Origin of the sequence: Tenacibaculum retecalamus (assembly GCF_027941755.1) — a bacterium.
In the GTDB taxonomy this organism is placed as follows: domain Bacteria; phylum Bacteroidota; class Bacteroidia; order Flavobacteriales; family Flavobacteriaceae; genus Polaribacter; species Polaribacter haliotis_B.
In genome coordinates, this window is record NZ_CP115916.1 from 2,646,369 (window position 1) to 2,659,636 (window position 13,268).

Below are 13,268 nucleotides of genomic sequence, written 5' to 3' on the forward strand. Positions count from 1 at the left end.
TTCTTTTTTTCTTCGGAAATTGAACTTATCAAAAACAAAACAGGCTTAAAAATCATATGATTTTTAAGCCTGTTTATTATAATTGTAACGATTATTTTTATCCTTTAACAGGTACAGAAACAATTACGTTACCCCAACCTAAATACATAGTTGCATTATTGTTTTCTCCTTCGAAAATAATAGAGAAAGCTTCAGTAGATTTAGTTGCTTTAGAAACTGTTCCTTTTACACGTACAACATCTTCATTTTCATTATAAAAATAAGAACCCCAAACATTTTTAGCAGTACTTAAAATTACTGTCCATTCAGTTGTTCCCGGAATTGTAAATAATGTATAAGTTCCAGCCTTTACGTCTTTACCTCCAAAATTAACATCTTTATAAAACGTAATTTCAGCCGCTTCATTAGCACCTGTTCTCCATACTTTCTCTGCGGGAGCTAGCTTAGACAAAGCTCTTCCTTTTAACTTAGGACGGCTATAAATAACTTTTACTAACTTATCTGAAACTCTATAATTATCAGGATATGCTGCTGCATCCATAGGACTTTTATCTAATCCTTTAAAATTTTGAGCTGTTGCTTCTGTAGAAAACAATACAGCTATCATTAACATTGCCAATACTACTATTCTTTTTTTCATTTTAAAATATTTTAAATTTAATTTATTAATGTTTCGTCTTCAAAATTACAAATCCTTACAGAAATTTACTATTAATAATAGTACATAAATTCAAAAAAACAACAAAGACATTCGTAGTTCTCATATCTAAAACTACATTGAATATTGTAAACCTAAAGTTATTGTTTCTTTTTGTTCTAACTGAATTCCATTTAATTTTTGATAAACAGGTAATGCATATTCAAAACCAAAACGAACATTTTCTAAAGTACCTTTAAATGCGTATACATTAAATCCTAATCCAGTATTTATATAATTACCCCCTGAATTTTCAGTATTTGCAGTAGTAACCATCATAGGTGTTAAATTTGGATTTTCACCATTTGTTTTAGCTACAGATAAGATTTCCATTCGTGCCGAAATACTAAGCCAATCGGTTGTTTTTACAGCAAACCAAGAATTTAAGCTGTAACGGTTCCCTAAAGAATAATCATATTTATTTCTTCCAAAACGATAAGTAGCTTTTAATTGAGAACCCCAAGAGACTTGACTCATTTGACCTAAATATGTCAACCCTAAATCAAGATCATAAGTTCCGCTACCAACCTGCATTGGATAAGGCAATACTATTTCATTTGGAGAAGACATTGGTGTTTCATCTGTAGCTTCTATACTTCCTGTAGGAATAGATATATTTACCAAACTATGTAAAGATTGACGGTTCTTATTAATGAATTTATATAAGATTCCTAATTTTAAATCTCCAAAACCAGATGATGCTGTTGAAAATTTAGTTTTCATTCCCATCATTCTCATCTGCAAATCCATATCATTAGTAATATAGTTTGCCATCGCCATTAAAGTTATTTTATCTGTTGGCGCATACATAATACCTAACATATGCATGTTCATTGGCATGCTTAAAGGCGTTACCATATAACCAGCATTGTGAGCTGCATCATTAGTAATAGCAGTACCTTTTTGCTGTAATCCTTTCATATACATATTCATGTATCGGTAAGAAAACATTAAACCTCCTTTTTTATGGTAATGATCTCCCATTACACTGATTGGAGCATGCCCATCTGGCCTACTAGATTTCCATTCGTTATTCTGTGATGTTATTTTTTGTGCGTTTACTACTTGAAATAAGAACATAAAAGTTCCTATAAAAATGATTTTTGATAATTTCATCAGTTTATTTTTTTTTAAATTTTACACTATTGTTTTGTACAGTTTAATTTTAAACTATACTCTTAATTATTTGTATGTAAAACTTAAAAATTTGGTGGGTGAAAAATGGTTGCTAAAAACAGAAAGGAATAATTTTTTGCATAAGAGTATGTTTTTTTTACGCACCTATTAAAACTGTTTTTTGCACGTACAGAGAGTAACTCCACAAAGCCTATTGGATAGTCTTTTATGACAATGCTTAATGATTTAAAATCATCTTCTTGTTGCTGTTCTATCTTTTGCATTAATTGACATTTACCATTACATTGAAGTGCTGGCTTATCTTTATTAATACATAATACTTTTGATATATAATCATAATTTACTGCATACTCAACAAACGGTGCAATTGGCCTAAGCATAGCAACCATGTAGAGTAGAATAAAAAAATAAACGCTTATTTTTTGCAGCAAAACTTATTTTTAAAATAGATTAGGCAAAGATAGTTTAACTATCTTTTTTTAGAAAAAAAATCACATTAAATATTATTTTAATTTATTCTAAATAAAGTATTATATTTGCACCGAATTACACCAATCATGATCATATTTTATACTCAAAATAAAAAGGCTATTCCTGTTGTATCAATGCAACAAGAAACTGTATGCTCTTCTGTTTGCACATCAAATTGTATAAAACCAAAAAATAAGTGTTGTAATAAATACCAAAAAAAAGGCATCAACTGTAAGCGATGCCCTTTAACTTTTGATATTAAAATAGCTTCTTAATTACGCTACTTTTAATAAGAAATAACTCTTTTTTCCGCGTTGTAATAACACGTATTTATCAGCAATTAAATCTTTTACTGTAATTGTAAAATCTTCTTTTACCTTTTCTTTATTTACCGAAATGGCATTTTCTTTTAACGCTCTTTTTGCATCTCCATTAGATTTTAAAAAGCTAGTTTTTCCTGATAAAGCATCTATCATTGATAAACCTTCTGAAATATCTTCTTTAGAAACTTCCGCTTGCGGTACACCATCAAAAACATCTAAAAATGTTTGTTCATCTAATCCTTTTAAATCATCTGAAGTTGATTTCCCGAATAAAATATTAGAAGCCGCAATTGCTTTTTCTAATTCATCTTTAGAGTGAACGAATGTTGTAACCTCTTCTGCTAATTTTCTTTGAAGTGCTCTTTCATGAGGGGCTTCTTTATGTGTTGCTATTAATTCTTTAACACTTGCTTCATCTAAAAATGTAAATATTTTAATATACTTTTCTGCATCTTCATCCGAAGTATTTAACCAAAATTGGTAGAATTTATATACCGATGTTTTAGCTGCATCTAACCATATATTTCCTCCTTCTGATTTTCCAAACTTCGATCCGTCTGCTTTTGTAATTAACGGACAAGTCATTGCATACGCCTTTGCTTCTTCGCCTACATTCATTCTACGTACCAACTCGGTACCAGTAGTTATGTTACCCCATTGATCTGAACCACCCATTTGTAATAAACAGTTGTGATTTTTATACAAATGGTAAAAATCGTATCCTTGAATTAATTGATATGTAAATTCTGTAAAACTCATTCCGCTATTAGAATCTCCAGAAATACGTTTCTTTACAGAGTCTTTAGCCATCATATAATTTACCGTAATACGTTTACCAACATCTCTTGCAAATTCTATGAATGAAAAATCTTTCATCCAATCGTAATTATTTACCAATAAAGGAGCATTTGTTTTATCGCTATCAAAATTTAAAAAACGTGCTAAAGTTCTTTTAATTCCGTCTACATTTTTTGCTAACGCCTCTTCATTTAGTAAATTACGTTCGTCTGATTTTCCTGATGGATCACCAATCATTCCTGTAGCTCCTCCTACCAATGCAACTGGCTTATGCCCTGCTTTTTCAAGATGTACAAGTAATATAATAGGTACTAAACTACCAATATGTAATGAATCAGAGGTTGGATCAAAACCAATATATGCCGCCGTCATTTCTTTTTGTAATTGCTCTTCTGTTCCTGGCATCATGTCGTGAATCATTCCACGCCAACGTAATTCTTCTACTAAATTTTTGGTCATTTTTATGAGTTTTAAAGAGACAAAGATACATTTATCGTTCAAAAAATTCTATTTTCGTTATATGATTTTAGTTACAGGAGGAACAGGATTGGTAGGATCACATTTATTATATCATTTAACTCAAAAAAATGATACAATACGTGCTATTTATAGAACGGAAAAAAAGAAAGAACACGTCAAAAAAATATTTTCTTATTATACAGATGATATTGAGCTCTTCTTTGCTAAAATAGAATGGATTAAGGCTGATATTACCGAAGTACCTTCTCTAATTCCCGTTTTTAAAAACATAACGAGCGTTTATCATTGTGCAGCTTTGGTTTCTTTTAACCCGAAAGATTATAGACAAATGCGTCAAGTAAATATTGAAGGTACTGCAAATATGATTAATTTTTCTATTGATGCTAAAGTTGATAAGTTTTGTTTTGTAAGTTCAATTGCTGCTGTTGGAAATTCTATAAACGGTAAACCTATTGACGAAGAAAATGAATGGTCTGATGAAGACAATAACAACGGATATTCTATTACAAAGTATGGAGCTGAAATGGAAGTTTGGCGAGGCAGTCAAGAAGGATTAAATGTTGTAATTCTGAATCCGGGAGTAATATTAGGAAGTGGCTTTTGGAATGAAGGATCTGGTAAATTATTCACGCAAATAAATAATGGATTAAAGTTTTATACTGAAGGAATAACTGGTTTTGTAGGCGTACAAGACGTGGTGAAATCAATGATTTTATTGATGAACTCTGATATTAAAAACGAACGTTTTGTTTTGGTGTCAGAAAACAAATCATTTAAAGATATTTTAGTTGCTATCGCAGATGGATTAGATAAAAAAAGACCATCAGTAAAAGTAGGAAAACTAATAACTTCTTTTTTATGGAGGATTGATTTGGTAGTAACTTTTTTAACAAAAAAAGAACCTTTGCTAACTAAAAATTCAGCAAAGGCCTCTCATAATAAATCTTACTATTCATCAGAAAAAATAAAAAGAGAATTAAATTTTAAATTCGAATTAATCAATAAAACTATCACTCAAATTTGTGAAAATTTAAACACTTAATTACTTTTTTTATACAATATCAGTTTCCCTTCTATTGATTTTGTTTTGTTTTTTATCAATTTTAATGGTATTTTTTTTATTGACTTACCACTTTTTTTATCTAATGAATCGTTTTTTAAATAAAACAATTCTATAGAGTCTATATTCGATTTTACTTTTTTAATCAAATCGGTATATTCTTCTGTTTTAGAAACATAGTATTTATTACTAATATCAAATCGTGTACTATCTATTTTATACTTTTCGTACACCAATATCATATAGTTTTTTTCTTTCTTTAAAAACTTATTCTTAACATTATTAGCAGATGATGCAATAAACATATCAGTTAATAACGCAACCATAGAATCTTTAGGAATTAAAGTTTTTGGTTCTTTATAAATCGTATTACTTGAGGTACAAGAAATACTAATCGAAGCAATAAGTATGTAAATAAGTTTTTTCATCTATATTTTAAACTCTAATCGTTTTCCTTTCGTATTCTCATCAAAAACTCCGTTAGCAAACATTAAATTTCCATTCACAAAAGTATGCGTTATCTTACTTGAAAATGCTACATTTTCAAAAGGAGACCATCCACATTTGTATAAAATATTTTCTTTTGTAACTGTCCAATTATCATCTGTATCTATCAATACTAAATCAGCAAAATATCCTTCTTTAATAAATCCGCGGTTTTCTACTTTAAATAATTTTGCTGGATTATGGCACATCTTCTCAACTGCTTTTTCAATTGACAAAACACCTTCTTTTACTTTTTCTAAAATTGCAGGTATTGCATGTTGCACTAATGGCCGCCACTTGGTGCTTTCAGATACACATTATCTTTTTCCTCTAGCGTATGCGGAGCATGGTCGGTTGCGATTACATCGATTCTGTCATCTAGTAAAGCCTTCCATAAACCATCTTTATCTTTTTGAGATTTAACAGCAGGATTCCATTTAATATGTGTTCCTTTTGTATCGTAATCTTTATCTGTAAACCATAAATGATGTACACAAACTTCTGCCGTAATCTTCTTTTCTTCTAACGGAATATCATTTCTAAATAGGTGTGTTTCTTTTGCTGTTGATAAATGAAAGACATGTAACCTTGCTCCTGTTTTTTTTGCCAATTCAATAGCTCTTGATGAAGACAAATAACACGCCTCTTCACTCCTTATAACTGGGTGGTATTTTAACGGAATATCATCGCCATATTTTGCTTTGTATACTTCCGTGTTTTTTCTGATCGTTGCTTCGTCTTCACAATGTACAGAAATTAACATATCTGTTGATGAGAATATCTTCTCTAAAACTTCTTCATTATCAACCAACATATTTCCTGTTGATGAACCTAAGAATAACTTGATTCCTGCTACATTTCTAGGATTTGTTTTTAATAATTCATCCAAATTATCATTCGTTCCACCAAACATAAACGAATAATTTGCATACGATGTTTTAGAAGCTGTTTTAAATTTATCTTCTAATAATTTTTGAGTGGTTGCTTGTGGCACCGTATTTGGCATTTCAATAAAAGATGTAATTCCACCCGCAATTGCCGCTTTACTTTCGGTTGCTATATTTGCTTTATGAGTTAAACCTGGCTCACGAAAATGTACTTGATCATCGATCATACCAGGAATTAAATATTTTCCTTCAGCATCGATAACCTCAACATTTGAAGATACTGAAATTTCTGTTGAAATTTCTTTAATATAATTTCCTTCAATTAAAACATCGCCTTTAAAAACCTTGTTTTCGTTAACGATATTTGCATTTTTTATTAAATATGACTTCATAATTATTTTGGTAAACCTTTTAATCTCATTTTTATAACTCCGAATACTGCTTCTTTTATAATACCAGAACTCAGCTTTGATTCTCCTAAAATTCTATCAGTAAATATAACAGAAACCTCTTTTATAGTAAATTGATGTTTCCACGCTTTAAATTTCATTTCTATCTGAAAAGCATATCCTATAAATTTAATTTTATCTAATTTAATAGTTTCTAAGACTTCTCTTTTATAACATACGAAACCAGCTGTGGTATCGTGTATTGGCATTCCTGTAATTAATCGCACGTATTTTGATGCAAAATATGATAATAGCACTCTGCTCATAGGCCAATTAACCACATTTACTCCTACAGAATAACGAGATCCTATAGCAACGTCAGCGCCATTATTTTTACATGCCTCATATAATTTTATTAAATCGTTTGGATTATGAGAAAAATCAGCATCCATTTCTATTATAAAATCATACCCTTTGTTTATTGCCCATTTAAATCCATGGATATAAGCAGTTCCTAAACCATTTTTACCAGTTCTTTTTTCTATATAAAGTTTATTAGGGTATTCTTTTTGTAACTTTTCTACGATGGTTGCTGTTCCGTCGGGAGAGTTATCATCAACAACTAAAATATCAAACTCTTTTTCTTGACTAAAAGTTGCTTGTATGATAGCCGCTATGTTTTCTTTTTCGTTATAAGTAGGAATTATAACTAAAGCGTCTGATTTCATGTAATTTTCATCTAAAACTAGGCAAATATACACTAAATAATCACTAATTTTGTGTTAAATAAATGCATAAAAAGGTACAATTGCAAGCAATAGAACGTGTTATAACTGATAATAATTGGATTACTTTAGTAATTATATTTGCTATTGTTTTATTAGCAACCCTAAAATTACTGAAACCAAATAGGTTATTAGGATATCTTATCGCTTTTCTTACCCCTGGTTTTTTCAAAAAGAAAGTTGAAGATAACACCTCTTTTTATGAACCTTTTAATTTATTATTGTTTTTATTTTCTTCAATAATAATTTCATTGTTTTTGTTCTTGGTTGTAAACTTTACACCATATGAATATCACTTTATAAACTATTTAATTGTATTTTCTGCTGTTATTTTATACCTCTCTATTAAACATTTCATAAAAGTAACTATAGCTAATACACTAGGTCTTTCAACTATTTTAAAGTATTTTTTGGTTGTAAAATCAGGTTACTTAAAAAGCCTTAGTTTATGGCTATTTCCTGCAATAATTATACATCAATACACATTTAACAGTAATACATTTTTACTAACTATTTTTGGTATCTTATTTGTTTTCAGGGCTTTTTTAATTTTAAAGAATAACAAAAGAATAGTTATGCGCAAGTTCTTTTATTTTATTTTGTACTTTTGCACCCTTGAAATAGCACCGCTATTGATTGCTTATAAAATAACAATGACTACGTAAAGAGAAAAACACATGAAAGTAAAAACTATTTTAGTTTCTCAACCAGCTCCTAAGACGGAAACTTCTCCTTATTTTGATTTAGCTGAAAAACAAAAAGTAAAAATTGATTTCCGCTCTTTTATTCATGTTGAAGGTATTGATGGAAAAGAAGTTAGGTCTCAAAAAATTGACTTAAACAACTACACCGCAATTATCTTAACAAGCAGAAATGCTGTTGACCATTTTTTTAGAATTGCTGAAGAAATGCGTTTTACAGTTCCTGATTCTATGAAATATTTTTGTCAATCCGAAGCCGTGGCTTTTTATTTACAAAAATATGTTGTGTACAGAAAACGAAAGATTTATGTTGGTACCAGAACTTTTCCAGAGCTAATAAAATCAATAAAGAAACACAAAGACGAGAAATTCTTATTACCGTCTTCGGATAAATTAAAACCATTAATTCCTGCTGAGCTAGATAAGTTAGGTGTTGATTGGAAACGTGCAGATTTATATAAAACTGTGGTAAGTGATTTATCTGACTTAGAAGATGTTTTTTATGATGTTTTAGTATTCTTTAGCCCTTCTGGAATTGATAGTTTATTTAAAAACTTTCCTGATTTCAAACAAAACGAGACAAGAATAGCTGTTTTCGGAAATTCAACCATTAAAGCTGTTGAAGATAGAGGCTTACGTGTAGATATCGCTGCGCCAACTCCTGAAACACCTTCTATGACTATGGCTTTAGACAAATATATTAAAGACCTTAATAAAAAGTAAGTTTCACTTTTTAACACATACATAAAAACCGTCAAATGAAATTTTTGACGGTTTTTTCTATTTAAATCTGTAAGTAAAAAATAAGTTCATCGTCAAAATTAGAATACTAAAAATTCTTATTAAATGATCTTATCTCTTCTTTTTATTACTGCTTGCTTTTTAGCTTATAGTAATGGCGCTAATGACAACTTTAAAGGTGTTGCTACTTTATTTGGCGCAGGAATTACTAATTATAAAAAAGCAATTAATTGGGCAACAATTACCACTTTTTCGGGTGCTGTTGCTGCAATTTTCTTAGCAGAAGAATTAGTAAAGAATTTTTCAGGAAAAGGATTAGTTCCAAATGAATTAATACAAACTCCAATTTTTGCAATTGCAATTGCCTTAGGAGCAGCAATTACTGTTTTTGGAGCAACCAAAATAGGAATGCCAATATCAACTACACATAGTTTAGTTGGAGGATTATTTGGAGCTGGAGTTATCGCTGTTGGCTCTGAGTTTAATTTTGAAAAACTAGGAAATACTTTTTTAATCCCTTTAGTTGTTAGCCCATTAATGGCAGCCGTTTTAAGTTTGATTGCGTATTTATTATTTAAGTTTTTTAGAAAAAGAATATTCTCTTTAAATAAAGAAAAACCAGCTTTACTAGGAATAAGCTCTCCAAAAGTTTTAGACTTTTTACACTATATAAGTTCTGGAATTGTAAGTTTTGCTAGAGGCCTAAATGATACGCCTAAAATTGTAGGGTTATTAATCATCATCAATACAATTAATATAAAATGGAGTATGATTTCTGTGGCCATTATTATGTCTTTAGGCGGATTGCTAAATGCTAAAAAAGTAGGAGAAACTATGAGTAAAAAAATTACAAAAATGAATTCAGGTCAAGGATTTACTGCCAATATGATTACTGGTTTATTAGTAACTACAGCAAGTATTCATGGATTACCAGTATCTACAACTCACGTTTCTGTTGGTGCTCTTTTTGGAATTGGAACTGTTACCAAAAAAGCAGATTATAAAATAATTGGAAAAATTATCTTATCCTGGATACTTACCTTACCTGTTGCGGCATTTATGAGCGCGATTATTTTTAAAATATTAGAAACAATCGTATAAAATTATTACATTTATTTCGTCCTTTTCAACAACACTACTATCTAATGAATAAATACTTTGATATCATAAAAAATTCTTATTCTGATTATTGGAACTATTTAAAGCAAACTGTTTTAATGCAACTGAATTGGGAGAATTATTTTTACGGATTAATTGTTATTTCTTTAGTTGTTTGGGCGTTAGAAATAGTTTTTCCTTGGCGAAAAAATCAATCAATATTTAGAAAAGATTTTTGGTTAGATGTTTTTTATATGTTTTTTAATTTTTTTTTATTAAATCTATTTATTTTAATAGCTTTATCAAACACAACTGCACAACTTTTTAATGATCTTTTAAGTGTCTTTGATCTATCAATAGCCAACTTTCAATTGTTTAACATTAATGAATTTCCTTTTTGGTCACGAATTTTCACCTTTTTTATTATTATAGATTTCGTGCAATGGTTTACGCACACATTATTACACAAATATGAGTTCTTATGGAAATTTCACAAGGTACATCACTCTGTAAAAGAAATGGGATTTGCAGCGCATTTACGATACCACTGGATGGAACCTGTACTCTATAATTCTATGAAATATATTCCGTTAGCAATCATGGGCGGATTCACAGCACAGGATGTTGCTGCTGTTCATTTTTTCAACATTACTATCGGGCATTTAAACCATGCTAATATTAATTGGGATTATGGTTTTTTAAAGTACATTTTAAACAATCCGAAAATGCATATTTGGCACCATGCAAAAGAATTACCCAAAAATAGAAAAACAGGTGTAAATTTCGGAATTACCTTAAGTATTTGGGACTACATTTTTAAAACCAATTATATTCCGAATTCTGGTAGAGATATTGAAATTGGTTTTGAAGGAGATGAAAAATTCCCATCAACTTTTATTAAACAAGAAGCTTACCCATTAAATGAAAAGTAATTTCAAAAAAAATATTTATTAAAAATATTGCCCTATTCCGAATACAAATCCTTTAGAGGCATTTTTGGTTAAACCGTAACCATAATCAATTCTAAATATAGCGTTAAATATTTTTTTATTGATAAATCGCAATCCAACTCCCGAATAAATTTGCATATTTTTTTCTTTTACAAAATCACTTAAACTCCCTCCTGGATTTCTCCAAGTACCTGCATCAACAAATGTGTTTCCTTGTATTGCTAACCAGTTATTTTCATACATTGTATGTCTATATTCTGTATTTAAAACAATACTTCCTGTACCTCGGTCTACCAAAATACCAACACCTCTTAAATTCACATTATTATCTAATGCAAAAGGTGCAAATGGGCTTTTTATATTTGAAGATAATCCTATTCGCAATCGATTCGCCCAATTTCCGTTTTCACCAACCCGTTTATAATACAAAAAATCATTCCAAAAAATTAAAAAATCATTCTGATATTCGTTTTCAGAAATTACATACTGACCATATAATTCGTTCTTAAATCCGTTTACATATTGATACTGATAATTTAAATTATCAAATGTATAAATTGTTTTAAATAACCACTTATTTACATCTAATTTCAATGGAACTTCAGCCGAAATACTTCCTGATAAATAATCATATTTTTCTTTAAAATAATTCACTCCAAATTGGAGATTATTTTTAAAATTTATTTGATACAAAGCAAGCGCTTCATATGACGTATTTTGATATTTATAATTTGCTGTTTTTTTATCAAAATATAAAGGCTCTTCACTTATCCATTTTTGATGATTTAAAGCCAATCCCCATTTGCTAGAAAATAATGTTGGTGCTCTAAAATTAATACCATAAGAATTAAAGCCATTATTTTGATAAAACCCACCTAAAGTAATATTTTGCCCTAAAAAATTGTAATCAGAAACTCCAATCTTATATGCTGTTTTATCACCAGTAACTGTCCAGAGATTAAACTCCGGTATTAAGGTATGGTTTTCTACAACATTTATTAAAACGTTGTATTCGTTTTCGTGTGAATGAAACACCTGAAAAGAAGCATGAGAAATTGCAGGCAAACGTTTTAAACGAATAATATCTTTACTTAATAAAGTAGAGTCTAAAAGTGTATTTTTTTTAGTTTCTAGGATTTTTTTTATGAATGAAATTTTAGTTTTTTTTAACCCTTTAATTTTTAAATCAAGAATATTGTTTTCTTGCGAAAACAAACTAAAATTAACACCTATAATTAAAATGAATATTATTTTATTTCGCATATAGTTTTTTAATTAACGCTTCCGTTGGTTTATTTTGTGGAGTAAATCTGTTATTATTTTTTCCGCCAACCTTTTGGTGTTTATGAAACCATTTCCAAATAAAACCACCTGCAAACCAATCTTCTTTCCAAAATTGATTATAAATAGCTTGCATTGCATTTTTCTGGTTTTGATGATTCACCTTTTCTATAACCCTATCTGAATTCCACGGTTCTTTTCCTGTAAAATCGACACTTCTGTAACCGTATTCGGTAAACAAAACAGGTTTATTTACTTTCTTTCTAACTTTTTGTATTTCGTTTTTATGAATTTGCCAACCTTTCTCAAAATCTGCTATAGTTGGTGTTTTTTTATCACTTAAAGGAAAATAAGCATCAATCCCTATATAATCTAAATCGTTCCAAAAAGATACTCTTTTGTATTCGTCCCAATTGGCAGCATAGGTAAGTTTTCCTGTATAAATTTTTCTGATTTCTTTTATTAGTTCTCCCCAAAAATCAGGTCTATTTTTAACAAATTGTTCTAATTCGGTACCAATACAAAAAATATCTACTTTTAGTTTTTGTGCTGTTTTTGCGTATGTTAATATAAAATCTTCATATGAATCTTCTAAAACCTTCCAATTTTCTTCTGATTTCATGGCTATGTTACCTGTAAATTCTCCTTTCCAAACCCATATATGAGGTTTTATCATCAGTTTAATATTTCTTTTTTTAAACTCTTCTCCATATTGAATAATTCCGTTTTCAGTTTCGCCAAACCATTGTCGGTTTGTATTATGAATTATTGTTGGAGATGCTAAATCTTTAATAAAACCAAAAGGCATTAACGCAACATAATTAGCAGAAACTTTTACAACAGGAGAAATATGTTTTTCTGTTATCTTATCCGAAGAGGCCACGAAACTAATTCCGTTTATTTTTTTTGTTTGACTTTTACAAGACAAACATATGAGGCAAATCAAAAGAATTTTAGGTATTTTCATAACTCCTAAATTAGTCT

Annotated in this window: 13 protein-coding genes and 1 pseudogene; 5 read left to right on the top strand and 9 right to left on the bottom strand. The window is 29.4% G+C overall.

The window, feature by feature from the left end:
- Nucleotides 1-97 precede the first annotated feature (97 nt).
- The 4 genes from PG912_RS12430 to tyrS all read right to left on the bottom strand — a co-directional run bounded on the left by PG912_RS12430 (nt 98) and on the right by tyrS (nt 3,885).
- Nucleotides 98-640, bottom strand: a complete 543-nt coding sequence (locus PG912_RS12430) for a DUF2911 domain-containing protein (protein ID WP_275687779.1) — start codon at nt 638-640, stop codon at nt 98-100.
- A 132-nt stretch (nt 641-772) separates the two neighbouring features.
- Complete coding sequence (locus PG912_RS12435) at nt 773-1,813, bottom strand: transporter (protein ID WP_275687780.1); 1,041 nt, start codon at nt 1,811-1,813, stop codon at nt 773-775.
- 83 nt (nt 1,814-1,896) lie between these two features.
- Nucleotides 1,897-2,214, bottom strand: a complete 318-nt coding sequence (locus PG912_RS12440; RefSeq protein ID WP_260587128.1) for a hypothetical protein — start codon at nt 2,212-2,214, stop codon at nt 1,897-1,899.
- A 366-nt stretch (nt 2,215-2,580) separates the two neighbouring features.
- Nucleotides 2,581-3,885 carry a tyrosine--tRNA ligase gene (gene tyrS / locus PG912_RS12445; protein WP_275687781.1) on the bottom strand — a complete coding sequence of 435 codons (1,305 nt, stop codon included), beginning with the start codon at nt 3,883-3,885 and terminating at the stop codon, nt 2,581-2,583.
- Nucleotides 3,886-3,946: 61 nt separating this feature from the next.
- Here tyrS and PG912_RS12450 point away from each other — a divergent pair, with 61 nt between their 5' ends.
- Entirely contained in the window at nt 3,947-4,948 is a 1,002-nt protein-coding gene (locus PG912_RS12450) for an SDR family oxidoreductase (RefSeq protein WP_275687782.1), read from the top strand.
- On the opposite strand, the gene PG912_RS12455 is transcribed toward PG912_RS12450, so the two are convergent.
- The 3 genes and pseudogenes from PG912_RS12455 to PG912_RS12465 all read right to left on the bottom strand — a co-directional run bounded on the left by PG912_RS12455 (nt 4,945) and on the right by PG912_RS12465 (nt 7,456).
- Nucleotides 4,945-5,394 carry a DUF4296 domain-containing protein gene (locus PG912_RS12455; protein ID WP_275687783.1) on the bottom strand — a complete coding sequence of 150 codons (450 nt, stop codon included), beginning with the start codon at nt 5,392-5,394 and terminating at the stop codon, nt 4,945-4,947. The genes PG912_RS12450 and PG912_RS12455 overlap by 4 nt on opposite strands.
- Nucleotides 5,395-6,731, bottom strand: a pseudogene (locus PG912_RS12460) (dihydroorotase).
- Between the two features lie 2 nt (nt 6,732-6,733).
- Nucleotides 6,734-7,456 carry a polyprenol monophosphomannose synthase gene (locus tag PG912_RS12465; protein ID WP_275687784.1) on the bottom strand — a complete coding sequence of 241 codons (723 nt, stop codon included), beginning with the start codon at nt 7,454-7,456 and terminating at the stop codon, nt 6,734-6,736.
- A gap of 62 nt (nt 7,457-7,518) precedes the next feature.
- Here PG912_RS12465 and PG912_RS12470 point away from each other — a divergent pair, with 62 nt between their 5' ends.
- From PG912_RS12470 to PG912_RS12485, 4 genes are all read left to right on the top strand, one after another.
- Nucleotides 7,519-8,178, top strand: a complete 660-nt coding sequence (locus tag PG912_RS12470; protein ID WP_275687785.1) for a DUF4271 domain-containing protein — start codon at nt 7,519-7,521, stop codon at nt 8,176-8,178.
- Between the two features lie 12 nt (nt 8,179-8,190).
- Nucleotides 8,191-8,937 carry a uroporphyrinogen-III synthase gene (locus PG912_RS12475; RefSeq protein WP_275687786.1) on the top strand — a complete coding sequence of 249 codons (747 nt, stop codon included), beginning with the start codon at nt 8,191-8,193 and terminating at the stop codon, nt 8,935-8,937.
- A gap of 123 nt (nt 8,938-9,060) precedes the next feature.
- Nucleotides 9,061-10,056: an inorganic phosphate transporter gene (locus PG912_RS12480; RefSeq protein ID WP_275687787.1), complete on the top strand. Its 996-nt coding sequence runs from the start codon at nt 9,061-9,063 to the stop codon at nt 10,054-10,056.
- Between the two features lie 44 nt (nt 10,057-10,100).
- Nucleotides 10,101-10,985 carry a sterol desaturase family protein gene (locus PG912_RS12485; protein WP_275687788.1) on the top strand — a complete coding sequence of 295 codons (885 nt, stop codon included), beginning with the start codon at nt 10,101-10,103 and terminating at the stop codon, nt 10,983-10,985.
- Nucleotides 10,986-11,003: 18 nt separating this feature from the next.
- Here PG912_RS12485 and PG912_RS12490 read toward each other — a convergent pair whose 3' ends face one another.
- Nucleotides 11,004-12,266, bottom strand: coding sequence for a BamA/TamA family outer membrane protein (locus PG912_RS12490; protein WP_275687789.1), 1,263 nt, complete (start codon nt 12,264-12,266; stop codon nt 11,004-11,006).
- Nucleotides 12,256-13,212: a glycoside hydrolase family 113 gene (locus tag PG912_RS12495; RefSeq protein WP_408648398.1), complete on the bottom strand. Its 957-nt coding sequence runs from the start codon at nt 13,210-13,212 to the stop codon at nt 12,256-12,258. The genes PG912_RS12490 and PG912_RS12495 overlap by 11 nt, the downstream gene beginning before the upstream one ends.
- Nucleotides 13,213-13,268: the final 56 nt, after the last annotated feature.